At 64.5% G+C, this 24,523-nt stretch carries 21 protein-coding genes; 13 read left to right on the top strand and 8 right to left on the bottom strand.

The features are described from left to right. Positions 1-29: 29 nt before the first annotated feature. From LB551_RS09395 to LB551_RS09375, 5 genes are all read left to right on the top strand, one after another. On the top strand, positions 30-1,034 hold the full coding sequence (locus LB551_RS09395; RefSeq protein WP_140551584.1) for an ABC transporter ATP-binding protein: 1,005 nt from the start codon (positions 30-32) through the stop codon (positions 1,032-1,034). Further along, on the top strand, positions 1,031-1,801 hold the full coding sequence (locus tag LB551_RS09390) for an L-iditol 2-dehydrogenase (RefSeq protein WP_224626324.1): 771 nt from the start codon (positions 1,031-1,033) through the stop codon (positions 1,799-1,801). The genes LB551_RS09395 and LB551_RS09390 overlap by 4 nt, the downstream gene beginning before the upstream one ends. A gap of 162 nt (positions 1,802-1,963) precedes the next feature. Continuing rightward, the gene (locus LB551_RS09385) at positions 1,964-3,442 is read left to right on the top strand and encodes a mannitol dehydrogenase family protein (RefSeq protein WP_224658989.1); all 1,479 of its coding nucleotides are present in this window, start codon (positions 1,964-1,966) and stop codon (positions 3,440-3,442) included. A gap of 9 nt (positions 3,443-3,451) precedes the next feature. Continuing rightward, a complete protein-coding gene (locus tag LB551_RS09380; RefSeq protein WP_224626345.1) occupies positions 3,452-4,135 on the top strand; it encodes an HAD-IA family hydrolase in 684 nt (227 codons plus the stop codon). Next, on the top strand, positions 4,132-5,718 hold the full coding sequence (locus tag LB551_RS09375; RefSeq protein ID WP_224658988.1) for an FGGY-family carbohydrate kinase: 1,587 nt from the start codon (positions 4,132-4,134) through the stop codon (positions 5,716-5,718). The genes LB551_RS09380 and LB551_RS09375 overlap by 4 nt, the downstream gene beginning before the upstream one ends. 122 nt (positions 5,719-5,840) lie before the next feature. Here the strand turns inward: LB551_RS09375 and LB551_RS09370 are convergent, their stop codons facing one another. From LB551_RS09370 to LB551_RS09345, 6 genes are all read right to left on the bottom strand, one after another. Next, positions 5,841-6,926, bottom strand: a complete 1,086-nt coding sequence (locus LB551_RS09370) for an ABC transporter ATP-binding protein (RefSeq protein WP_224658987.1) — start codon at positions 6,924-6,926, stop codon at positions 5,841-5,843. Positions 6,927-6,928: 2 nt separating this feature from the next. Beyond that, positions 6,929-7,975, bottom strand: a complete 1,047-nt coding sequence (locus tag LB551_RS09365) for an NAD(P)-dependent alcohol dehydrogenase (RefSeq protein ID WP_224658986.1) — start codon at positions 7,973-7,975, stop codon at positions 6,929-6,931. Positions 7,976-7,990: 15 nt separating this feature from the next. Beyond that, entirely contained in the window at positions 7,991-8,803 is an 813-nt protein-coding gene (locus LB551_RS09360) for a carbohydrate ABC transporter permease (RefSeq protein ID WP_224658985.1), read from the bottom strand. An 11-nt stretch (positions 8,804-8,814) separates the two neighbouring features. Then, positions 8,815-9,681 carry a carbohydrate ABC transporter permease gene (locus tag LB551_RS09355; protein WP_224626377.1) on the bottom strand — a complete coding sequence of 289 codons (867 nt, stop codon included), beginning with the start codon at positions 9,679-9,681 and terminating at the stop codon, positions 8,815-8,817. 153 nt (positions 9,682-9,834) lie between these two features. After that, the gene (locus tag LB551_RS09350) at positions 9,835-11,106 is read right to left on the bottom strand and encodes an ABC transporter substrate-binding protein (RefSeq protein ID WP_140551593.1); all 1,272 of its coding nucleotides are present in this window, start codon (positions 11,104-11,106) and stop codon (positions 9,835-9,837) included. Between the two features lie 241 nt (positions 11,107-11,347). Continuing rightward, positions 11,348-12,265: an AraC family transcriptional regulator gene (locus LB551_RS09345; RefSeq protein WP_224658984.1), complete on the bottom strand. Its 918-nt coding sequence runs from the start codon at positions 12,263-12,265 to the stop codon at positions 11,348-11,350. Positions 12,266-12,550: 285 nt separating this feature from the next. Between LB551_RS09345 and LB551_RS09340 the strand changes: the two genes are divergently transcribed. Then, positions 12,551-13,954, top strand: a complete 1,404-nt coding sequence (locus LB551_RS09340; RefSeq protein ID WP_224658983.1) for an MATE family efflux transporter — start codon at positions 12,551-12,553, stop codon at positions 13,952-13,954. A gap of 48 nt (positions 13,955-14,002) precedes the next feature. Here the strand turns inward: LB551_RS09340 and speB are convergent, their stop codons facing one another. Further along, the gene (speB, locus tag LB551_RS09335; RefSeq protein ID WP_224658982.1) at positions 14,003-15,058 is read right to left on the bottom strand and encodes an agmatinase; all 1,056 of its coding nucleotides are present in this window, start codon (positions 15,056-15,058) and stop codon (positions 14,003-14,005) included. 194 nt (positions 15,059-15,252) lie between these two features. Between speB and pncB the strand changes: the two genes are divergently transcribed. From pncB to LB551_RS09300, 7 genes are all read left to right on the top strand, one after another. Then, positions 15,253-16,557: a nicotinate phosphoribosyltransferase gene (pncB, locus tag LB551_RS09330; RefSeq protein WP_140551597.1), complete on the top strand. Its 1,305-nt coding sequence runs from the start codon at positions 15,253-15,255 to the stop codon at positions 16,555-16,557. 60 nt (positions 16,558-16,617) lie between these two features. Then, complete coding sequence (locus LB551_RS09325) at positions 16,618-18,060, top strand: hypothetical protein (RefSeq protein ID WP_224659020.1); 1,443 nt, start codon at positions 16,618-16,620, stop codon at positions 18,058-18,060. A 156-nt stretch (positions 18,061-18,216) separates the two neighbouring features. Then, positions 18,217-19,521 carry an ABC transporter substrate-binding protein gene (locus tag LB551_RS09320; protein ID WP_224658981.1) on the top strand — a complete coding sequence of 435 codons (1,305 nt, stop codon included), beginning with the start codon at positions 18,217-18,219 and terminating at the stop codon, positions 19,519-19,521. A gap of 218 nt (positions 19,522-19,739) precedes the next feature. Next, complete coding sequence (locus LB551_RS09315) at positions 19,740-20,621, top strand: branched-chain amino acid ABC transporter permease (protein WP_224658980.1); 882 nt, start codon at positions 19,740-19,742, stop codon at positions 20,619-20,621. Beyond that, the gene (locus tag LB551_RS09310) at positions 20,618-21,580 is read left to right on the top strand and encodes a branched-chain amino acid ABC transporter permease (RefSeq protein ID WP_224658979.1); all 963 of its coding nucleotides are present in this window, start codon (positions 20,618-20,620) and stop codon (positions 21,578-21,580) included. Before LB551_RS09315 ends, LB551_RS09310 begins: the two co-directional genes overlap by 4 nt. Beyond that, positions 21,577-22,302, top strand: a complete 726-nt coding sequence (locus LB551_RS09305; protein ID WP_224658978.1) for an ABC transporter ATP-binding protein — start codon at positions 21,577-21,579, stop codon at positions 22,300-22,302. The genes LB551_RS09310 and LB551_RS09305 overlap by 4 nt, the downstream gene beginning before the upstream one ends. Further along, positions 22,299-23,018 (top strand): ABC transporter ATP-binding protein, encoded by a 720-nt coding sequence (locus LB551_RS09300; RefSeq protein ID WP_224658977.1) that lies wholly within the window; start codon positions 22,299-22,301, stop codon positions 23,016-23,018. The genes LB551_RS09305 and LB551_RS09300 overlap by 4 nt, the downstream gene beginning before the upstream one ends. A 55-nt stretch (positions 23,019-23,073) precedes the next feature. On the opposite strand, the gene LB551_RS09295 is transcribed toward LB551_RS09300, so the two are convergent. Continuing rightward, positions 23,074-24,456 carry a sodium:proton antiporter gene (locus tag LB551_RS09295; protein WP_224658976.1) on the bottom strand — a complete coding sequence of 461 codons (1,383 nt, stop codon included), beginning with the start codon at positions 24,454-24,456 and terminating at the stop codon, positions 23,074-23,076. Positions 24,457-24,523 lie beyond the last annotated feature (67 nt).

Here is a 24,523-nt window from a genome sequence, read left to right as displayed (position 1 = left end):
GGCGGACGGAAATCCACCGGGAGGAAAGCATGGGAAATATCACGCTCAAGAACGTCTCCAAGTCCTTCGGCTCGACTTCGATCATTCCCAACATCGATCTCGTCATCGAGGACGGCGAGTTCGTCGTCTTCGTCGGCCCGTCGGGCTGCGGCAAGTCCACATTGCTGCGCCTGATCGCCGGCCTGGAGGACACCAGCGGCGGCACCATCAACATTGACGGCCGCGACGTCACCGGCGAGGCGCCGGCCAAGCGCAAGCTTGCCATGGTGTTCCAGTCCTATGCGCTCTACCCGCACATGACGGTGGCCAAGAACATCGCCTTCCCGCTGAAGATGGCGGGCGAAGACCAGGCGACCATCGACAGGAAGGTGAAGGACGCCGCGCGCGTGCTCAATCTCACCAACTATCTCGAGCGCCGCCCCGGCCAGCTTTCCGGCGGCCAGCGCCAGCGCGTCGCCATCGGCCGCGCCATCGTGCGCCAGCCTTCGGCCTTCCTGTTCGATGAACCCTTATCCAACCTCGACGCGGCACTGCGCGGCACGATGCGGCTGGAGATCAGCGAACTGCATCACCAGCTCAAGACGACGATGATCTACGTCACCCACGACCAGGTCGAGGCGATGACCATGGCCGACAAGATCGTCGTGCTGAATGCCGGAAATGTCGAGCAGGTCGGCTCGCCGATGGAGCTCTACAAGACGCCGAAAAACCTGTTCGTCGCCGGCTTCATCGGCTCGCCGAAAATGAACCTGATCGAAGGCGCGCCGGCGGCGAAGTACGGCGCCAAGACCATCGGCATCCGGCCCGAGCACATGGCGATCTCGACCACGGCGGGCGACTGGAAGGCGACGGTCGGCGTCGCCGAACACCTGGGATCCGACACCTTCCTGCATGTCCAGGCCGACGGTGTCGGCCCGCTGACGGTGCGCGCCGACGGCGAACTCAGCGTCCACCACGGCGACAGCATTTACCTCACGCCCGACAAGGCCAAGCTGCACCGCTTCGGCCCCGACGGCAAGGCACTGGCGCCGTGAGGCTGAAAGGCAAATCGGCGCTGATCACCGGGTCGGCGCGCGGCATCGGCAAGGCCTTCGCCGAAGCCTATGCCCGTGAAGGCGCCGTGGTGGCGATTGCCGACATCGATCTCGAAGCCGCCGAGAAGACGGCCGCCGGGATCGGCGGCACGGCCTATGCCGTGAAGCTCGACGTCACGGACCAGGCCTCCATCGACGCCGCGGTGAAGGCGGTGGAAACCAGGACCGGCGGCCTGGACATACTGATCAACAACGCCGCGATCTTCGACCTGGCGCCGATCGTCGAGATCTCGCGGGCGAGCTACGATAAACTGTTCTCGGTCAATGTCGCCGGCACGCTGTTCATGCTGCAGGCGGCCGCGCGCTCGATGATCGCCCGGGGAAAGGGCGGCAGGATCATCAACATGGCGAGCCAGGCCGGGCGGCGCGGCGAGCCGCTGGTCGCGGTCTACTGCGCCAGCAAGGCGGCGGTCATCTCGCTGACCCAGTCGGCCGGGCTCGACCTGATCAAGCACGGCATCAACGTCAACGGCATCGCGCCGGGCGTCGTCGACAGCGACATGTGGGACCAGGTCGATGCGCTGTTCGCCAAATACGAGAACCGGCCGAAGGGCGAAAAGAAGAGGCTGGTCGGCGAAGGCGTGCCCTATGGCCGCATGGGCAGACCGGAAGACCTCGCCGGCATGGCCGTGTTCCTGGCCAGCGATGAAGCCGAATACATCGTCGCCCAGACCTACAATGTCGATGGCGGCCAGTGGATGAGTTGAGGGCGGGGGCGGTCTCTTCTCCCCGTGCCTCCCGCGGGGAGAAGAGGCCAATATCAAGGTGGCGGCCGCATCGCCTCGGAGGGCATGTGCCGCTCCCTACCCTCTCCCGGTGAAGGGGAGAGAAGGGTAACGAAGGCCGCAACCCGGCCAAAGGGTAAACAGATGACCGTGAAACTCTCTTCCGCCAATCTCGCCAACCTGCCCGCCAGCGTCGCCGGTCCGAAATATGACCGCGCCGCGCTGAAGGCCGGCATCGTGCATTTCGGCGTCGGCAATTTCCACCGCTCGCACCAGGCCGTCTATCTCGACGAGCTGTTCAATTCGGGCGTCGGCCATGACTGGGCGCTGGTCGGCGCCGGCGTGTTCGAGGGCGAGAAAATCGGCCGCGGCAAACTGGAAGAGCAGGACTGGCTGACGACGGTGGTCGAGCAGGATGAGGGGCATATGAGCGCCCGCGTCACCGGCGCCATGATCGATTTCCTGACGCCGGGCGATGCCGCCGCCATCATCGAACGGCTGGCGGATCCGGCGATCAAGATCGTATCGCTGACCATCACCGAAGGCGGCTATTTCATCGATCCGGCCTCCGGCGTGTTCAACCCGACGCATCCCGATATCGTCGCGGATGCGCAGCCGGGCGCGACGCCGAAGACGGTGTTCGGCATCATCCTCGCCGGGCTGGTGCGGCGGCGTGGCGACGGCATCGTGCCGTTCACGGTGATGTCCTGCGACAACATTCCCCACAACGGCCATGTCACGTCGGATGGCGTCATCGGGCTCGCCCGCCTGATCGACGAGGACCTGGCGGCCTGGGTCGGCGGCAATGTCGCTTTCCCGAACGCGATGGTCGACCGCATCACGCCGGCCACGTCGGACCGCGAACGCGCGATCCTGGCCAAGGATTTCGGCGTCGAGGACAATTGGCCTGTCTTTTGCGAGCCGTTCCGGCAATGGGTGCTGGAAGACAATTTCACCGATGGCCGTCCGCCGCTGGAGAAAGTCGGCGTGCAGTTCGTCAGGGATGTCGCCCCTTATGAGTTGATGAAGATCCGCATCCTCAATGGCGGCCACGCAGCAATCGCCTACCCGGCCGGGCTGATGGACATCCATTTCGTGCATGAGGCGATGCAGGAGCCGCTGGTGCGCGGTTTCCTCGACAAGCTCGAGCACGACGAGATCATTCCGACCGTGCCCCCGGTGCCGGACACGGTCCTGGAGGATTATTACCAGCTCATCGAAAAGCGCTTTTCCAACCCCAAGATCGGCGACACGGTGCGCCGGCTTTGTCTCGACGGTTCCAATCGCCAGCCGAAATTCATCATCCCGACCATCGCCGACCGCTTGAAAGCGGGAAAGAGCGTCGCCGGGCTGGCGCTGGAATCAGCCTTGTGGTGCCGCTACTGCTTCGGCACGACGGATAGCGGCGCGGTCATCGAGCCCAACGACCCGAGCTGGGACCGCTTGCAGGCGACGGCAAAGGCAGCGAAGGAGGCGCCCGCCGCCTGGCTTGCGATGGACGACATCTATGGCGATGTCGGCCGCGCCACCGCATTCGTCGAGGCTTTCGCGCATGCATTGAACGTGCTGTGGATGGATGGCACGCGCGCCACGCTGACGCGCTACCTCGCCGGCAAGCTCTGACACGGGACCATGGCGCCGGAACTGGTCATTTTCGACTGCGACGGCGTGCTGGTGGACAGCGAGACGCTGTCGGTCTCGGCGCTGCTCGGCATGATCGCGCTTGCCGGCGGCAGCATTGGCGAAGACACGGCCTACGAGCATTTTCTCGGCAAGAGCATGAAGAGCGTGCGCGAGATCCTCGCCCGCGACTTCGGCCTTCCCATCACCGATCAGCACCTGATCACGATGCGCGTCGAATTGATGCGCAAATTCCGCGAGGAGCTGAAGCCGATCGCCGGCGTCAAGGAAGTGCTGCCGAGGCTCGGCTTGCCGTTCTGCGTCGCCTCCTCGGGCACGCTCGACCGCATCCGCTACGCGCTCGACGTCACCGGATTGCTCGGATTGATGGAGCCGCATCTGTTCAGTGCCGGCATGGTGGCCAGGGGCAAGCCGGCGCCCGACCTGTTCCTTCATGCCGCCGCCACGATGCGGGCGCATCCGCGCAAATGCCTAGTGATCGAGGACAGCCCCGCCGGCGTCGCGGCTGCGCGGGCGGCTGGCATGCGCGTCTTCGCCTTCACCGGCGGCGCGCACGCCGGCAACCCTGCCCTGAAAGCGCGGCTTGCGTCGAGTGAGCCGGACTTTATATTCGCTGACATGCTGCAATTGCCCGATCTGATTGCAGGCCTGGGAGCGAGAGACAGAGCATCTTGACGAAACAGTTCGTTTGCGCGGTCGATGTCGGCACCGGGAGCGCCCGCGCGGGCATTCTCGACACCAGTGGCACCTTGCTCGGCCGCGCCGAGCACCCGATCGCCATGCACCAGCCGAAGGCCGATCACGCCGAGCATGATTCGCGCGATATCTGGTCAGCCGTGTGCGCCGCGGTGCGGGCGGCCCGCGAAAAATCCGGTGTTGCCGCCGAGGACATTGCCGGCATTTCCTTCGATGCCACCTGCTCGCTGGTCGTGCGCGACAGGCAAGGCGGCCAGCTCAGCGTTTCGGTGACCGGAGAGGAGCGCTGGGACACCATCGTCTGGCTCGATCACCGCGCCATTGCCGAGGCCGACGAATGCACGGCGAGCGGCCATCAGGTGCTCGACTATATCGGCGGCGTCATGTCGCCGGAAATGGCGACGCCGAAGCTGATGTGGCTGAAGCGAAACCTGCCGAGGACCTGGAATGAAGCCGGCTATCTATTCGACCTCACCGACTTCCTGACCTGGCAGGCGACGGGGTCGCTGGCCCGCTCGCAGTGCACGCTGACCGCCAAATGGACCTATCTGGCGCACCGGGAACCCGCATGGCAGCGCGATTTCTTCGAACTCGTCGGCCTCGGCGACCTCTTCGAGCACGGCAATCTGCCCGAAAAGGCCAGTCCGGTCGGCGCTTACATCGGCTCTTTGAGCGCGCAAGCAGCGGCGGATCTCGGCCTGACGGAAAAATGCCGGGTCGGCGCCGGGGTGATCGACGCCTATGCCGGCGCGCTTGGCGTGCTCGGCGGCTTTGCCGGCGACGAGCGGAATATCGGCCGTCATCTGGCGCTGATCGCCGGCACATCCTCCTGCGTCATGGCGATGTCACCCGATCCGCAGCCTTTCGCCGGCGTCTGGGGCCCCTATTACGGGGCCGCGCTGCCCAAGCTGTGGTTGTCGGAAGGCGGCCAGTCGGCCACCGGCGCCCTGCTCGACCACATTATCCGCTGGCACGGCGCCGGCGGCGAGCCGAACGCGGCCATGCATGCCAGGATTGCAAGCCGCGTCGCCGAGCTGCGCGCCGCGGAGGGCGATGCGCTTGCCGGCCGGCTGCATGTGCTGCCCGACTTTCACGGCAACCGCTCGCCGCTCGCCGATCCGCATGCGGTCGGCGTGGTCAGCGGGCTTACGCTGGATTCCTCCTTCGACAGCCTGTGCCGACTTTACTGGCGCACCGCTGTCGGCATCGCGCTCGGCGTGCGCCATGTGCTGAAAGCGCTGAACGAGAACGGCTATCTGATCGACACGCTGCATGTCACCGGCGGCCACACCAAGAATCCGCTCTTGATGGAACTCTATGCCGACGCCACCGGCTGCACGGTGGTCGAGCCGCTGGCGGACGAGGCGGTGTTGCTTGGCACCGGCATGGTGGCGGCGACCGCGGCCGGGCTTTTCCCCGACCTCAACGCGGCCTGTCTTGCCATGCAGCAGGGCGGCAGGACGCGCGCCGCCAACCCGGCCGCCGGCGCCCGCTTCGATCGCGACTACCGGATTTTCCTGGAGATGCACCGGCAGCGCCAAGCGCTCGACGCGATACGGTAGAGCGCCTCGAGCAATCCCAGGAAAGTATAGAGCGGTTTCCGCCCGGAATTTGCCTCAAAACAACAGATAGACCAGCTCGCCGTTCGGAACCGGTGAGCTGCTCGAGGGCCAAGGCGCTTGGTCTACTGTTTGCGTAATGATGCCCCTGACGTCGCGTCGAACAGGTGGATGCTTTCCTCCTCGAACGCGTAGCGCACAGGGGCATGCAGCACCGGGCATTCGCGTGCCGGAACCAGCGCGCTGATCTCCTTGCCGCCGGACCCGAATGTCACCAAGGCGTCATTGCCATGGAATTCGATGAGATCCGCAGTGCCTTGCAGTATGCTGGTCTCACCGGCGCCGGCCGTCTTCAGGTCCGGAGGCCGGATGCCCAGCACGGCGCGATCACCGTGCTGGAGATGGAAGCCCGAGCCGTCCATCGAAAGCACCGTTCCGGCGCCAGTCAGCGTCCAGCCATTTCCTTTCCGAGCCACCGTCACGTCGATGAAATTCATGTTCGGCATGCCGATGAAGCCGGCCACGAACATGTTGCGGGGCCGACGGTAGATTTCCGCCGGCGAGCCGACCTGCTCGACGACGCCGTCCTTGAGCAGCACGATCCGGTCGGCGAGCGTCATCGCTTCGAGCTGGTCATGGGTGACATAGACGGTGGTGGTCTTCAGCGACTGGTGCAGCCGGGCGATCTCGACACGCATGTGGTTGCGCAGCTTGGCGTCGAGATTGGACAGCGGCTCGTCGAACAGGAAGACTTTCGGCGTCTTGATCATGGCACGCGCGATCGCCACGCGCTGCTGCTGGCCGCCGGAAAGCTCGGCCGGCTTGCGGGCGAGATAGGGTTCCAGCCCGAGCGTCCTTGACACCGCTTCGACCCGCGTCCGGATCTCGGCCGCCGGCACTTTCTGGCGCCGCAGCCCGAAGGCGATGTTGTCGAAGATCGTCATATGCGGGTAAAGGGCATAGTTCTGGAACACCATGGCGATGCCGCGGTCGCCCGGATCGAGATCGTTGACCACCTTGCCGCCGATCGAGACCTCGCCGCCGCTGATGTCCTCCAGCCCCGCCAGCATGCGCAGCAAGGTCGACTTGCCACAGCCGGACGGGCCGAGGAACACGACGAACTCGTGCTCCTCGATCGAGAGGTTGAGATCGCGGATGACCGTCGTGGCACCATAGGCCTTGTCGACATGGGAACAGGTGATCGCGGACATGGTCAGCCCTTTTCGCCGCTGAGCAGGATCTGCAGCTTGACGTCCTGAGGGTGCGCTGCCGCCGCCCGCTCGAAAGCCTCGATGCTGTCAGAGAAATCATAGGTGCCGGTGATCAGCGGCTTGAGATCGACCTTGCCGGAGGCGATCAGCTGCAGGGCGCGGTCGAAAATATTGGCATAGCGGAACACGGTTTCGATGCGCAGTTCCTTCGATATGGCCGCCGGCACGTTGAGCGCCACCGGCTCCACCGGCAGCCCGACGAGGACCACCGCACCGCCGGGCCGCACGACGTCGAACAGATCAGCGAAGGCCTTGGGGCTGCCGCTGGCCTCGAAGACGATGTCCGCACCCCAGCCGTCGGTGGCCGCGCGCACCGCATCGACCAGCGGCTGCTCGCCGATGTTGACCGGGACGATGCCTGGATAGCGCCCGGCAATTTCGAGCTTGGGCGCGGAGAAGTCGGAAATCAGCACTTTCGAGCAGCCGCCGGCCAGCGCGGCCAGCGCGATCATGATGCCGATCGGGCCACAGCCGACGACAGCCGCCACGTCACCCGGAACGATGCGCGCGCGCGCCGCCGCCTGCATGCCGATGGCGAAAGGTTCGACCATCGCGCCTTCGGCGAACGAGACATTGTCGGGCAGCCTGTAGGTGAACGCCGCCGGATGCACGGCTTGCGGCGCCAGAATGCCGTGCACCGGCGGTGTCGCCCAGAAGGTGACGTCCGGATCGACATTGTAGATGCCGAGCTTGGTTGCCCGCGACGACAGGTTCGGCACGCCCGGTTCCATGCAGACGCGATCGCCGACCTTCAGGGTCCGGACATTGGCGCCGATCTCGACGATCGTTCCGGACGCTTCGTGGCCGAGCACCATCGGCGCGCGCACGACATAGCTGCCGATGGCGCCATGGGTGTAATAGTGCACGTCACTGCCGCAGACGCCGACCGTGTGGATGGCGATCCTGACGTCGTCCGGGCCGACGTCGAGCGGCAACGCGATCTCGCGCAGGGTCAGCTCGCCCTTTTTCTCAAGCACCAGTGCCCGCATCGTGTCGTCCTCGCTTCAAGTCTTTTTTTGCCGGAAAACGGAATTCAGGAAGCCGCTGAGCACGCCGAGAAACAACAGCGGCGGCAGCGACAGAAGCACGACCGAGGCGTTCAGGATCCCCCACGGCACGTTCATGCCTTGCTGGGAGAGTTCCGAGGCGACGATCGGCAAGGTCTTGGCGTTGGAGCTCGACAGCATCAGCGCGATCAGGAATTCGTTCCAGACCAGAACGAAGCTGAAGGCGACCGCACCGATCAGCGAACGCGCCGCGACCGGCAGCGCGATCCTCCAGAACACCGAATAGGCGCCGTAGCCGTCGACGAAGGCCGCTTCCTCGACCTCCTTCGGCACGGCCTGGAAGGCGGGAATGGCGAGCCACATGATCACCGAGATGGTGAGCAGCGAATAGGTGACGATCAGCGCGGCAATCGTGTCGTAAAGCCCGAGCTGCAGCCAGATCACCATCAGCGGAATGGCAACCGCCACCGGCGGCAGGAAACGCAGCGACAAAACGAAGAACTGGATGTCGCCGGCCCAGCGGTTCGGGTAGCGTGCCACGGCGTAAGCCGCCGGCAGGCCGAGCACCACGCCGATCAGCACCGCGCAACCGCAGGCCACGACCGAATTGTAGAGGCCGGTCATGACGCTGTCGCGGCCGACGATATAGCTGATGTTGGCCAGCGTCGGCGTGAACACCAGGCGCGGGACGCGGGTGATGATGTCGACATTGTTCTTCAGTGAATTGAGCGCCGTCCACAGCAACGGAAACACGGCCATGAAGCCTGCAAACGCCAGCACGGTCTTGCCGATCAGGCGGCCGGGTCTCATCCGATATGGTCTCATGCCTGCACCCGCTTCCACAGCATGGTGAAGGTGATGACCGTGGCGATCATCATCAGCACCGCCATCGCCGAGGCGTAGGAGACCTTGCCGGACTCGATGAAGCCTTGCGAGAAGGCGTACATGTCGAGCGTTTCGGTCGCCACGCCCGGGCCGCCGCGGGTCATCACATAGATCAGGTCGAAGGAGCGCAGCGATTCGATCATCTTGACGAACATCAGGCTGATCAGCGGCGCCTTGAGCATGGGCAAGGTCACATAGGCGTGGATCTGCCAGCGTTTGGCATGGTCGAGCCGGGCCGCCTCGATCGGCTGCGGCGGCAGCGTTTCCAGGAGCTTGAGCACGATGACGGCGAAGAACAGGCCCCATTGCCAGACATCGACCGATGCGACCGCGAACAACGCCGTCGACGGCTTGGACAGTGGATCGAAGATCAGCCCACCGGTCAGCAGCCGGTAGGGGTAAGTGGCGATGCCGTAGAGCGGATGGTAGGCGAACTTCCAGACGAAGGCCGCCGACACACGCGGCAGCAGGACCGGGATGATGAACAGCAGGCAATAGAGGTTGCGCAGGCGCGGCGAGGCGACCTCGAACATCAGGACGCCCAGTCCGACGGCAACGGTCATCGTCGCGATGACCGTGACGAATTCCCATTTCACCGACACCCAGACGGCGTTGAGAAAGCGGCGGTCGACGAACAGGTCGGCGAAATTCGAGAACCAGACATAGGAATAGGCTGTCGAGCTGAGTTCACGATTCTGCAGGGCGATGACGACCGCGTAGAGCGTCGGCACCATCGACAGCACCAGAAGGATGCCGAGTGTCGGCACCACGAAGGTGACCGGCAGGGATGAGCGTCGAGGCATCCATCTATCCCCGTTTGCGTCTCGAGCGGTTGAACATGTCTGGACCCTCTTTGCGCGATGGCTGGCTCAATGGCGGTGGACAGAGACCTGCGGCGCACAGGTTCCGGCGCTCCACCGAATGCCGTGGACCGCACGCCGCAGGGGGAGGATGGCTTATTTCTTCACCAGATCGTTGGCATAAGCCTCGAGCTCGTTGAGGCCGCCCTTGATGTCGGTGCGGGTACCGGTGACCAGTTCCTCAAGGATGATGCCCCAGCGGTCGCCGAGATCGGGCCAGCGCGGGTCCTGCCAGAAATTGACCGCCGTGACCTTGCCGGTTTCGGCCAGTGCCTGGCCGAGATCGGCGCCGTAGATGTCGGCGAATTCCTTGCTGGCGAGGATGCTGGTGCGGTTCAGCTCACCGAACTGGTGGGCGTCGAGCCGGCGCTTCTCGTTTTCCTTCGATGTTGCCCAGGCGATGAACAGGCCGGCGCATTTCTTCGACGCGTCGTCGGCATTGGCCTTGGCCGCGATGGCAAGGCCATGGCCGTAACCGCCGCCGGGCAGTGGCGACGGCGGCGGCAGGAAGCCGATGTTGCCGACGACCTGCGAGGTCTTCGGGTCGACCGCCATGCCCGACAGCGGCGTCGATTCGACGAGGATCGCGACCTGGCCCGACAGGAAGGCGCCGGTCGATTCATCCCAGCTGCCGGTCTGCGTGCCGGGCGCCGAATCCTTGAACAGTTTCAGGTAGGTCTCGGTCGCCTTGACCGCGGCATCCGAATTGAAGACCGGCTTGTCGCCGTCGAACCACTGGCCGCCATAGGCCTTGAAGAACGGCATCCAGCGCCAGACATTGGCGCCCGAACCGCGCGCGCCGCGCAGCGCGATGCCATACATGCCCTTGTCCGGATTGGTCAGCTTCGGCACGTCGGCGATCAGTTCGTCGAGCGTCTTCGGCGGCTGGATGCCGGCTGCCTCCAGCACGTCCTTGCGATAGACCATCAGGTCGCCGCCGCCGGTCAGCGGCGCGAACCAGACCTTCCCGTCATAGGTGGCGACCTTCTGGCGGCCGGGGTCGAAGTCGGCATAGTCGTAGTCGGCCGGATAATAGTCGGCCAGAGGCACGATCCATTTCGAGGACGCGAACAGCGCGACATTGGCTTCGTCGACATAGTAGACGTTGTAGTTGCCGACCGTGGACGCATCGGCGCGCGATTTTGCGCGGCGGTCGTTCTCGTTGAGGTAATCGATCTGGAAGCCGGCGCCGGCAAGCTTCTCGAACTCGGCCTTGGAGTCCTCCAGAAGCGTCAGGCCGTCACGTGGCTGCGCCAGCACCTTGACCGGCGCCGAGCAGACCGGCGCCTGCGCCAAAGCGATGGTGGAAACGGTAGCGGAAAGCATGAAAGCTGCACCAAGGCTGGCAGCGAGCCGAATTGGTTTCATTATTTTCTCCTCCAGGAACACGTCGCAGGAAGCGGACGTCCTCGGGTTGCGCGATCCTCACCATCGCCCGAGCGACTTGCCACCCGCCGCCAAAATGCGGCGTTGCAGCGGGTCGCGCTAGAAGCCCCGTTGCAGAAGACCTGTACTTTTATGCATTGTGCGGCGCAAAAACCGGCATCCGGCTGCAGCCAATCTCACATGAGTATCGATCAGACTCGGGAGCGGTGGTTTTAGGGCGTGCTTACGCGCGCATCGCCAGCCGCTGCCGCGACAGCTTGCGATAGGATGACGGCGTCATCTTGTGCTTGCGCATGAAGGCGCGGTTGAAATTGGAGATGTTCATATAGCCGACCTGGAAACAGATGTCGGTGATCGGAATCTCGGTATCGGCCAGCAGCTTGCAGGCCTGCCACAGCCTCAGCTTGGCAAGGTGGTCACTGAAGGAATTGCCGGTGTTCTTCTGGAAGAAGCGCGAGAACGTGCTCTCGGTCATTCCCGCGAGCGCCGCCACATCAGGCAGCTTCAGATCTTCGGCGAAATGCTGAAACAGATAGGTCAGCGTGCGCTGGATGATGTCGAGCGAGGCGGCATCCAGAACAGGGGAGAAATCCGGCGAAGACAACAGCTCGTATTCGTCGGTCCTGGCGAGGAGATCGACGAGATTCAGGAACAGGCAGAACCTGGTTAGCCCGCTGACGTCCCCCATCCGTTCCATCAACTCGGCGCCTTCCAGTGCCGTGCGGCCATGAAAAACCATGCCGCGCAGCGACCGCTCCAGGAACGACTCCAATTCGCGCAGTTCGGGCAACAGGCCAGCCGACCCGCGCAGCCTCTCGGCATCGAACTGGAGGACGATGTCGCGGCCTTCGATCAGCTCGCCCGGCTGCACCGCGGTCACCCAATCATGCGGCAGCCCGCCGCCGACGATGGTGAGATAACCCGGTCCGAATTCGCCGATGTGGTCGCCGACCAGCACGACGCCGGAAGATTTTCGCAAGAGGTGGATTTCGTACTCAGGATGGAAATTCCAGACATTGCGCTCCCAAGGATAGTCGTCCAGCCGCCACAGGAAACTGTCGCTCGCCTCGGTGACGATATGTTCGAAGGCCGGCGCCGTGCGAAGCGTCGCAACCGGATTCCTTCTGCGCCTGAACTGCATCCCGCCTCCTGCAAATTGGGGTTCCGTTGGCACCTCGTTCGTCCTTGCAATGCGTAGCAGCCTTGGGAGCATGTGTGAAATGGGCCGTCGGAGAGCGTCGGTCACAAGCCTTCAGCGTCATCGGCGATCCGACTGGATCAATCTGTTCCCGCCCCTCTTCCCTTGCCTTCATGTCGCGTTTCGTACAAAAGCTGACGTAAGCGCCGCGAAACCGAGGGTCTCGCCGTTTGCAATGCGGCTTCCGGCTTTTTTGCCGATGCGCCGCAACCTTGAAAGAGCGGAACAATGTCTGCGATCGAAGCCGGCGCTCGCGCGCCGGAAAAACTTTGGCGTCAGGAAATCAGGGCGACTTTGGCGCTCGCCTGGCCCATGGTGCTTACCAATCTCGGCCAGACCGCCATGACGGCCACCGACGTCATGATGATGGGCAGGCTGGGGGCGGACACGCTCGCCAGCGGTGCGCTTGGCGCCAATCTCTATTTCATGCCGCTGATCTTCGGCCTCGGCCTGATGCTGGCGACCTCGCCGATGATGGCGACCGAGCTCGGCCGCCGACGTCATTCGGTGCGCGACCTGCGCCGCACCGTGCGCCAGGGCCTGTGGCTGGCGATCCTCATCTGCATCCCGATCTGGATCGTGCTTTGGCACGGCGAGCCCATTCTTTTGGCCATGGGCCAGGAGCCGGCACTGGCGCATCAGGCGGGCATCTACCTGCGCTGGCTGGAATGGGCGGTGCTGCCCTTCTACGGCTATATCGTGCTGCGTTCCTTCATCTCGGCGCTGGAGCGGCCGGGCTGGGCGCTGATCATCGTCTTCGTCGCGGTCGCCTGCAACGTCTTCTTCAACTGGGTGTTCATGTTCGGCAATCTCGGCGTGCCGGCCATGGGCATATCAGGCTCGGGCCTTGCCACCTCGCTATCCTCAACGCTGATGTTCGTCGGCATGGCCGCCGTCGTGATGTGGGAGAAGAAGTTCAGGCGCTATCGCCTGTTCGGCCGGTTCTGGCGGTCCGACTGGCCGCGCTTCAAGGGCCTGCTGCGGCTCGGCCTGCCGATCGCCGGCATCCTTGCCTTCGAAGTGACGATCTTCAATGCCGCGGCGCTGCTGATGGGGCTGATCGACGCGGATTCGCTTGCCGCGCACGCCATCGCCATCCAGATCGCGTCGATCTCCTTCATGGTGCCGCTCGGCCTCAACCAGGCGGTGACGGTGCGCGTCGGGCTTGCGCATGGCGCCGGCAATCGCGAAGGCGTTTCGCGCGCCGGCTGGACCGCCTTCGTCATCGGAGTCTCGTTCATGGCGCTGATGGGCCTGGTGATGATCCTGTGGCCGCATCTCCTGATCAGCGCCTTCATCGATCTGGCCAACCCCGCCAATACCAGGGTGATCACGCTTGCCGTATCGTTCCTGGTCTTCGCGGCCCTGTTCCAGGTCTTCGATGGCGCGCAAGCGGTTGCCGCCGGCATGCTGCGCGGCCTGCACGACACCAAGGTGCCGATGATCTATGCCGCAATCGGCTATTGGGGCGTCGGCCTGCCGCTGGGCGTGCTGCTCGCCTTCCCTTTCGGCTTCCACGGCGTCGGCATCTGGATCGGGCTGTCCAGCGGACTGGCGGTGGTGGCGGCGCTGCTTCTGGCGCGCTGGCTGCGGCGCGACCGCCTGGCTCCGCCTCCGGTGTTCGAACACTGATGCGGAGGGCCGCCTTGCTGTCCGGCGGCCTTTCCGTCCTTGTCGGCGTCAGCTGTTTTTGAGCGCAGGGCTGAACACCATCAGGCTCAGTATCTCGAACAGAACCTGGGCGCCGGCATGCGCGGTATTGGTGGTCGCGTCATATTGCGGCGCCACCTCGACGACGTCGCCGCCGACGATGTTGAGGCCTTTGAGACCGCGCAGCAGTTCCAGCACTTCCCGCGTCGTCAGGCCGCCGACTTCCGGCGTACCGGTGCCCGGCGCGAAGGCCGGATCGACGCTGTCGATGTCGAAGGAGACATAGGTCGGGCCGTCGCCCACGATCTTGCGCGCCTTATCGATGATGGCCGGGATGCCAAGGCCGGTCACTTCCTCCGCATGGACAACGGTCATGCCGGACTCGTAGGTGAACTCCCACAGATATTCGGCCGAACCGCGGATACCGATCTGGATGGTGCGCGTCGGATCGAGCACGCCATCGAGCACCGCGTTGCGGAACGGACCGCCATGGTGGAACTTGGTCATGTCGAACAAGCCGCTGGTATCGCAATGGGCGTCGATGTGGATCAGGCCGACCGGCGCCTTCTTGCCGACGGCCTTCAGGATCGGATGACTGATCGAATGGTCGCCGCCGACCGACAAGGGAATGACGCCGGCATCGACGATCTGGTTGGTGCGGCGCTCGATGTCCTCATGGCTGGTCTCGAGCCGGTAGCGGCTTCGGAACGGTACGTCGCCGATGTCGGCGACCCTAAGCTCGTGCGTGGGAGCGCATTCCAGCACGTGATTGTAGGGACCGATGCGCTCGATGGCGCGCAGCGCCCGCGGCCCGAAGCGGGCGCCCGGCCGGTTGGTGACGCCGAGATCCATCGGCACGCCTATCATCGCCACCTGCAAATCGCCGAAATCCGGGTTGTCGGCCGATATTTCACGATAGGGCGCGGCGAGGAAGGTGGGGATACCGGAATAGGGCGCAAGCCGCGTGCCCGATTTGGAGAATATCTTGTCGGCGACCTTGCGGAACTTCGGGTCGAACATTTCGCCGCCATGGCTCTCGCCATATTTGCGGCGTAACGCGTCGAGCTTGCCGCTGTCATAACCCATGTCGGTTTTCTCCTGTCTGTCTTCTCCGGAGTGTCCGGTAGCGCCTTGGAAAAATCAATTGCGTTCGGACGGGTCCGCTGCCGCAGGCCTTTCTTTTTGTCGGGCCAGCCTGAAACCGGGCAGCGCTTTTGCCAATTCGATGCTATTAGGCCTGTCGCGATGATGGGTGGCAGGCAGCGAAGGCGGTACGAGACATGGCCAGGACCGATATTGCGCGGCGCGTCTACAACCATACCTGGAAGCTCGATCCGATCGTGCGCAGCCTGCTCGACACGGATTTCTACAAGCTTCTGATGCTGCAGATGATCTGGGGCATGTATCCCAAGGTCGACGCCACCTTCTCGCTGATCAACCGCACCACTTCGGTGCGGCTGGCCGAGGAGATCGACGAGGGCGAGTTGCGCGAACAGCTCGACCACGCCCGCACCTTGCGCTTCTCCAAGAAGGAGATGATCTGGCTGGGCGGCAACAATTTCTATGGCCGCAAGCAGATTTTCGAACCTGAATTCCTGGCCTGGCTGGAGAATTTCCGGCTGCCCGACTACGAGCTTTCCAGGCGCGGCGGCCAGTACGAGCTCTCCTTCAGCGGCCCGTGGATGTACACCACGCTGTGGGAAATTCCCGCGCTCGCCATCATCAACGAGCTACGTTCCCGCGCGGCCATGCGGGCCTTCGGACCGTTCGCGCTCGATGTGCTGTATGCCCGAGCCAAATCCAAGATGTGGGCCAAGACCGAACGGCTGAAAGCGCAGCCCGGCATCCGCATTTCCGACTTCGGCACACGCCGGCGCCATTCCTTCCTGTGGCAGCGCTGGTGCGTGGAAGCGCTGAAGGAAGGCATCGGCGAGGCCTTCACCGGCACCTCCAATGTGCTTCTGGCCATGGACAACGACCTCGAGGCGCTGGGCACCAACGCGCATGAACTGCCGATGGTGCTCGGGGCGCTGGCCAATTCGGAAAAGGAATTGAAACAGGCGCCTTACAAGGTGCTGCAGGATTGGCAGCGCTACTATGGCGGCAATTTGCTGATCGTGCTGCCCGACGCCTTCGGCACGGCTTCCTTCCTGCGCGACGCGCCGGACTGGGTGGCCGACTGGACCGGCTTTCGTCCCGACAGCGCGCCGCCCATCGAGGGCGGCGAAAAGATCCTGTCCTGGTGGCGCGAGAAGGGCAAGGACCCCAAGCAGAAGCTGCTGATCTTCTCCGACGGGCTCGAGGTCGAGACCATCGAGGAGACCTATCGCCACTTCAAGGGCAAGGTGCGCATGTCCTTCGGCTGGGGCACGAACCTGACCAATGATTTCGAGGGCTGCGCGCCTACGGCAACCGACAGCCTCGACGCCATATCGCTGGTCTGCAAGGTGACCGAGGCCAACGGCCGGCCAGCGGTCAAGCTCTCCGACAATCCGGCCAAGGCGACGGGTGACCTCAAGGAGATCGAGCGGTATCTGCGCATCTTCGGTGAAAAGGACCGGGTGGAGCAGTTGGTCAAGGTGTGAGTCGAGATCGGACTCATGGATAGTTCGAGTTCCTTCACGCCCCCCTCTGTCCTGCCGGACATGTCCGGCAGGACAGAGGGGGGCGCCGTAAAGTGCCTCCTCTCGCAAATTCTGCTCGTTTGCCTTGCGGCCTCGGCGCTATCCCTTCCAACCCCCGCCTTCGCGCACGCCTCCGACCGTGGCCATGTCCTGCTCCTGCCGACCGGCTACTATCTGGTCGGCGGCGCTTTCGCCGTGGCTGCCAGTTTCCTCGTGCTGGCGCTGCTGCCGGCGGATCAGCTCGGTCGCTTCTGGCGGCGGCGCCTGCCGCTGTTCACACTGGGTGACGGTGCGCGTGCCGCCCTCAGCCTGATATCTTTTGCCGGCTTTGCCTCTCTCATCGCCGCCGGCTTTCTCGGCAGCCGCGATCCGCTCTCCAATCCGCTGCCTTTGGTGATCTGGACACTGCTGTGGGCTGGCTTCACGCTGCTGCAAGGTTTCCTCGGCGATTTCTGGTCTTGGCTCAATCCCTGGTACGGCCCGGTGCGTCTCCTGTCGCGCCTGGCCGGCCGAGGCGGTGAAGCGGCCTGGCGCCTTCCACCATGGCTCGGCTGCTGGCCGGCTGTTGTCCTGTTCTTCGCCTTTGCCTGGTTCGAGCTTATCGATCCGGCGCCCGACGATCCGACACGGCTGGCCTGGGCCGCCGGCCTCTACTGGTTGTTCACCTTGCTGGCCATGCTGTTGTTCGGTTATGGGGCGTGGGCTCGCGGCGGCGAGTTCCTCACCGTCTTCTTCTCGATGGTGGCACGCTTCGCGCCTGTCATGCGCGACGAGCGCGGCCGGCTTGCGCTATGCTGGCCGGGCGCCAAGCTGCTGACCGCCGCGCCTTTGCCGGCAAGCGGCGTAGCCTTCCTGCTGCTCGCCCTGTCCTCGGTTTCCTATGACGGCCTGTCGAAGACCTTCTTCTGGCTGGGCCTGTTCGGCATCAATCCGCTGGAATTCCCAGGCCGCACGGCGGTGATCGGCAGCGGCAGTTTCGGCCTCGTCCTGACATTCGCGTTGCTTGCGGCGGTCTTCCTGCTTGCGGTGGCGGTCGGCCAGGCCCTCGCCGGCGGCGGCCACAGGCTTGGCAAGGCGGCGGGACTGCTGGTCTGGTCGATCGTGCCGATCGCGCTCGCCTACCATGTCGCGCACTACCTGACGGCGCTGCTGGTCGACGGCCAATATGCGCTTGCAGCACTTTCCGATCCGTTCGCGCTCGGCTGGAACGTTTTCGGCACCGCCGACATGCAGATCGAGGCAGGGATCGCCGCCGGCGCGGGCTCGGCATGGTGGCTGTGGAACATCCAGGCCGGCGCCATCATTCTCGGTCACCTGCTTGCCGTGCTCGTCGCCCACGGCTTCGCCGCGCGCCTGCATCCGGTTCCCGCCCGCGCCGCGCTCAGCCAGTTTCCGCTCACCTTGCTGATGATCGCCTACACCGTCTTCGGCCTCTGGCTGCTCGCCACGCCGACCGTCGGCTAGTCGTGGCGGAAATAAACCGGGATCCTCCCGGGGAAACGGCATTGCCGTGTCCGGACTTTGGTGATTTAGTTTGTACACATGCAATTTCGGCCGTCCGCAGGAGGCGGCCTGCTGCGTTCCAGCCATAGGTCAAAACTCAAAAACAGGGGAACTGCCGTGACTGACAAGAATGGGTTTTTCGATCTCTCAAAGGCCGGCCTCACCCGCCGCACGGCGCTGAAGGGGCTGGCAGCAGGCGCCGGCCTGGCCGTCGCACCCGGTTTCGTCCGCTACTCCCAGGCGCAAAGCTCCGCTCCGATCAAGATCGGCTTCCAGTCGCACCGAACCGGCATCGGCGCCGCCTATGGCCGCTGGTACGAGAAGACCACGGCCGCTGCGGTCAAGGCAATCAACGCCGCCGGCGGCATCAATGGCCGGCCGGTCGAGGTCATCATCGAGGATGACGGCACCGATCCCGGCCGTGGCGCCGAGGTGGTCGGCAAGTTCGCCACCCAGCACAAGACCGACATCGTCTTCGGCACTTTGTTCTCGCATGTCGTCATCGGCTCGGCGCCCGCCGCCGGCGAAGCCAAGATGCCCTATTTCGTCGTCAGCGAAGGCCACCATGTCGCCTCGACCAAGCTCAACCGCTATGTCTTCCAGCCCGGCATCACCGACGTGAAGAGCCAGATCCAGTCGATGGCGCCGTGGATCGCGGCCAATGCCGGCAAGAAGGTGACGCAGATCTTCCCCGATTTCGCTTTCGGCTACGACCACCGCGACTACCTCCCGCCGGCGTTGAAGGCGCAGGGCGCAGAGGTCATCGCGCAGATCGCCATCCCGCCGACGGAGAGCTCCTTCACCAAATACTTCCCCCAGATCCCGGCCGAGACCGAGGTGATCTACCATGTCATGGTCGGCCCGGCCGTGCTCACCTTCGTCAAGGAGCTCGGCGAGTTCTACGGCTCCAACCGGCCGCAGCTGTTCGGCTTCATCGATTCGCTCGAAGCCGTCGACATCAACAGCCCCGGGCTCGAATTCCTGGACGGCAGTCATTTCTGGGAAGGCTCGCCGCGTTACGCCCAGGCCAACGATTCCGAGGCGCAGAAGGCCTATCGTGCCGCCGTCGGCATCGACGACAATGGCGCGGCCGTCGGCGACCCCAAGGATGTCTCCACCGCCGCGCATATGTTCGGCTGCTGGGAGACGCTCTACGTCGTCAAAAAGGCGATGGAGGATGCCGGCTACAAGGGCCCGGAGGACCGCGCCAAGTTGGTCGAGGCGACCGAGGCATTGACCGAATTCGCTGAAGGGCCCGAGCATCCGCAGGGGCCAAAGACCTTCAACGGCAAGATCCACCAGTGCTTCGGCATCCAGAACATCTCCAAGGTCGAAAGCGGCAAGCTCAAGGTCGTGCACAAGACCAAGATCGAGGACGGGCTTTACGAGCCGGAGGGGGATTACACGACGCAGGCGCTGTGAGCTTGGTACTTTAAGCACAGTGCCCTTCGGCCTACCCCTCTCTGTCCTGCCGGACATCTCCCCCTCAAGGGGGGAGATCGGCAGTTTGTGCGAAGGCACCCGCCTACCAGCCTTGCCGATTGGCGAAGCCCGTGATTACAGCCAATCTCCCCCCTTGAGGGGGAGATGCCCGGCAGGGCAGAGGGGGGCGCCTCGCGCCTCCGTAACCGGGTAGCCCAATGCAGTTCGGTCCCCACCTCCTCCTCGCCGCCCTAGAAGGCCTCGTTACATCCGCCGTGCTGGCGCTGACGGCGCTTGGGCTGTCGCTGGTGTTCGGCGTAATGCGCGTCGTCAATGTCGCGCATGGCGAGTTCTTCATGCTGGGAGCCGTGCTCGCCTGGGCCATCTCGACAGCGATATCGGGCCATCCGGCGCTCGGGTTCCTGGCGGCGCTCATTATTGCACCGCTGATCGTCGGCGCCCTTGCGCTGGTCGCCGAGCGGTTGGTGCTGCGCCGGCTGAACTACAATCCGGAAGCCACCATCGTCGCCACCATCGGCATGCTCTACATCATCCAGCAGCTGGCGCTGAGCTTCTACGGGCCGGAAGCGCGCCCGGTAGAGCCGCCCTTCAGCTACCGGATCCTTCTGCCGTGGTTCGGCTATTCCGGCTACAAGCTGTCTGTTATCGCGGCGTCCGCCCTTCTGCTCGTCATCACATGGCTGGTGCTGACCCGCACCAGGGTCGGCCTCGTCATGCGCGCCACGCAGTATGACAGCGAGACGGCGCAGGCCTTCGGCATCCCGGTCGACCGCGTCTATGGCGGCGTCTTCGCGCTCGGCGCCATGCTGGCGGCGATCGCCGCGGTTCTGATCGTGCCGATCAGCCAGGCGCATTATCTGATGGGGCAGGATCCGCTGCTGCTTTCCTTCATCGTCGTCATCATCGGCGGTCTCGGCTCGCTGCGCGGAACCGTCATCGCCGCCGTGCTGATCGGCCTGTCGGACGGCATCATCTCGATGTTCTTCTCGCCGACCCTGGCCAAGATCATCGCCACGCTGCTGGTCGCCATGGTGCTCGTGTTTCGGCCGCAGGGCCTGTTCGGGACGGCGACGCGATGAGCGAGGCCTCGCCGGCAAAAGCCTATGGCTTGCATCTCGGCATCATCGCGCTGCTTTTTGTCCTGAGCTTCGTGCTGCCGGATTATCATCACGGCCTCGTCGCCCGCATCATGGTGCTGGCGGTGTTCGCCATGGGCTACAACATGCTGTTCGGCTATGTCGGGCTGCTCAGCCTCGGCCATGCCATGTTCTTTGCCGCCGGCCTCTACGGCGCCGGCCTCGGCGTCATCCAGCTTGGCTGGAGCGTACCGGCGGCCTTGTTGAGCGGCATCGCCTGCGGCGCGGTGCTGGCACTGGTGATCGGGCTGCTGGCGCTGCGCACCACGGGTGTCGCCTTCATGATCGTCACCATGATGTTCGCGCAGATCTTCTACCTCCTCATCCTTTATTTTGCCGCCTGGACCGGCGGCGACCAGGGCATGGTGGTGCCGCAGCCGGCACGTGTCCTGAATTTCGGCGCGACCTCGCTCGATCTCACCAATCCGACGGTGCGCTATATGAGCGCGCTGGGGCTGTTCTCGTTCGTGCTTCTGATCACGCTGGCCGTCGTCCGCTCCCGATACGGCCGCGTGCTGGTCGCCATCCGCGAGAACGAGGAGCGGACAAAGATGCTGGGCTACGACACCTTCTCCAACAAGCTCGTGGCCGTGGTCGTCTCCGGCGCGATCTGCGCGGCGTCGGGCGCCGCCTATGCGCTGCTGTTCGGCTATGTCGGATCGAGCTTCGCCTCGATACAGTACTCGATCCTGCCGCTGCTCTGGGTGCTGCTCGGCGGCGCCTCCACAACGCTCGGGCCGCTGATCGGCACGCTGTTCATGTACTATGTCATCGACGTCACCAGCGGCTTCACCTCCGCCTATCTGCTGATCGTCGGCGTGGCGCTGATCCTGCTGGTGCTGTTTTTCCCGAAAGGCATTCTCGGCACCACCCGCCAGCGCTGGCTCGGGTGGCTGCCATGACGCCTCTTTTGACCACCAAGGGCCTGTCGCGCAATTTCGGCGGCCTGCGCGCCGTCGACAATGTCGATTTCACAGTGGTGCCGGGCGAGATCCGCGCCGTGATCGGGCCCAATGGGGCTGGGAAGACCACCTTCGTCAGCCTGATCAGCGGCCGCATCCAGCCGTCTTCGGGGGCGATCATCTTCGACGGCGCCGACATTACCGGCCTGCCGGCCTATGCCAGGGTGCGCCGGGGCATCGCCTACACCTTCCAGATCACCAGCGTCTTCGCCAATCTCAGCGTCTACGACAATATCGCGCTGCCGGTGCAGCTCACGCTGAGCGACGGCCTTTCGAAGGGCGCGATCAAGGCAGGCGTCATGTCGGCGCTCGAACGCACTGGCCTGGCCGACCGCGCCCATATGCAGGCCGGGCAGTTGTCCTATGGCCACCAGCGGCTGCTGGAGGTGGCGATGGGCCTGGCGCTGAAACCGCGCCTGCTGATCCTTGATGAGCCGACGCAGGGGCTGGCCGACAGCGAGATCGACAATTTCATCGCGCTCGTGCGCGACATCGCCGACAGCGCCACGGTGCTCCTGATCGAGCACAACATCCCCGTCGTCATGCAGCTGGCCGACCGCATCACCGTCTTCAACGCCGGCAAGATCCTGGCCGAAGGCACACCCGAGGCGATCCGCGAAAACGCGGCGGTGCAGGAAGCCTATCTGGGGACGGCCCCATGATCGCGGCAAACTCCGAAGCGCTCACCATCTCGGGGCTGGACTGTTTCTATGGCGAGGTCCAGGTGCTCTACGGCCTCGACCTGGTGCTGAACAAGGGCGAGGTGCTGTGCCTGTTCGGCCGCAACGGCGCCGGCAAGACGACGACACTGAAGGCGATCATGGGCCTTGTCCCGGCCAGCGCCGGTTCGATTAAACTCGCCGGCCAGGAATTGACCGGCCTGGCCGCCCATGAGGTACCGAAGGCCGGCGTCGCCTATGTCCCTCAGGGCAGGCGGCTGTTCGCCGACATGACGGTGGCGGAGAACATCGAGATCGGGCTGATGGCGCGCGGCAAGGGCAAGGCCGTGCGGGAAAACGTGCTCGACCTTTTTCCATTGCTGCGCCAGCGGCTGCGGCAGCGCTCCGGCACCTTGTCCGGCGGCGAGCAGCAGATGCTGGCCATGGCCCGTGCGCTGTGCCTGGAGCCCCAGGTGCTGCTGCTCGATGAGCCGACCGAAGGGCTGATGCCGTCGATGATCGCAAAAATCCGCGAGACGGTGGCGAAGCTGCGCGAACAGGGCGTTTCCACCATCCTGGTGGAGCAGCGGGTCGATGCCGTGCTGTCGGTCGCCGACCGCGTCGCCTTCATCGAGAATGGCCGCAACCGCGAGACGGTGGATGTCGAGGCGTTGCGCGCCGACCCGTCGGCAGTCAGGCGTTATGTCGGCGTAGGCTGAGCACGACCTCCCCTGGTAGCCGTTCCGCGTCGACCCGCCTGGCGCCATCGTGGGCTTATCCAAAGAACAAAAACCCGGCGATTAAAAACGTCGGGATCAGCACCGCGCCCGACCATGCCATGTAGCCGAAGAAGCCCGGCATGTTCACGCCGCGATGCCGGGCTATGGCGTAGACCATGAAGTTCGGCGCGTTGCCGATATAGGTGTTGGCGCCCATGAACACCGCACCCGCCGAGATCGCCGCCAAGGTCGAAGCGAGCTCCGTCATCAGATGCCGGGGAGCGCCGCCGGCGAGCTCGAAGAACACCAGGTAGGTCGGCGCATTGTCGAGGAAGGACGACAGCGCTCCGGTCAGCCAGAAATAGGCGAGATCGTTGGGCATGCCCTGCGCCGACGTGACGAGCGCGACCAGCGGCGCCAGCGCGCCTTCATGGCCGGCCCTCAGGATGGCGACCACGGGTACGATGCAGATGAAGATGCCGGCGAACAGTTTCGCCACTTCCGCGATCGGCCCCCAGTTGAAGCCATTGGCCTCGCGATACTCCTTGCGCGAGACGGCCAGCGAGACGAAGGCAAGCGCCAGGATGACGGCGTCGCGCACAAGGTTCTGCAGCTCGAGGTCCACCCCCTGGATGGAAAGACCGATGCCGGGCTTCCAGGTGGCGGAAAGCAGGATCGCGCCGATCACGCCGGCCAGCAGCGGCAGGTTGGGCAGGCCGCGGATGCGCACCTTCGTGTCCGGTGTCGGGTCCTTGATCTTTGGCGCGCCCCTTTCGCGGCGATGCAGCGTCATGTCGATCGCCAGGAAGACGGCGAGCACGACGCCGCCGACGAACAGGGTCTCGCGCCAGAGGTTGGCGGTGGTCCAGAAGAAATCGACGCCGCGCAGGAAGCCGACGAACAGCGGCGGGTCGCCGAGCGGCGTCAGCGAACCGCCGATGTTGGACACCAGGAAGATGAAGAAGATGACGACATGGGCGTTGAACGGCCGGTTGTCGTTGGCGCGGATGAGCGGCCGGATCAGGATCATCGAGGCGCCGGTGGTGCCGATGACGGAGGCGAGCAGGGCGCCGATGAGCAGCAGCCCGGCATTGACCAGCGGCGTGCCGTGGATGTTGCCCGCCACGAGAATGCCGCCCGAAATGGTGAACAGCGCGAACAGGAGAATGATGAACGACATGTATTCGGTGAGCAGCGCATGCAGCACCGCTTCCGTTGCCAGCGTCGTGCCGAAGGCCGATGCGAGCGGTACCACCACGAGAGCCGCCCAAAGCGCTGTTATCTTGCCGTAATGATGCTCCCAGATATGGTGGAAAAGCAGCGGTCCGGTGGCGATCGACAGCAACAGGCCGGCAAAGGGCAGCGCCCACCACAGCGACATCGTCCGGCCTGGCAGGCCGTGCTCCTCCGCGGCGAAGACCGTTTCTGGAAACAGCATCGCGACAGCCGCCACGGCGCTTGCCGTCAAAGCTGTCGCTACCCGGATGGACCCCCTCCTTTCCCCC

Origin of the sequence: Mesorhizobium sp. BR1-1-2 (assembly GCF_020165435.1) — a bacterium.
GTDB lineage: Bacteria > Pseudomonadota > Alphaproteobacteria > Rhizobiales > Rhizobiaceae > Mesorhizobium.
Note: the sequence above shows the minus strand (reverse complement) of the source record. Positions and strands in the feature narration are given on the sequence as shown.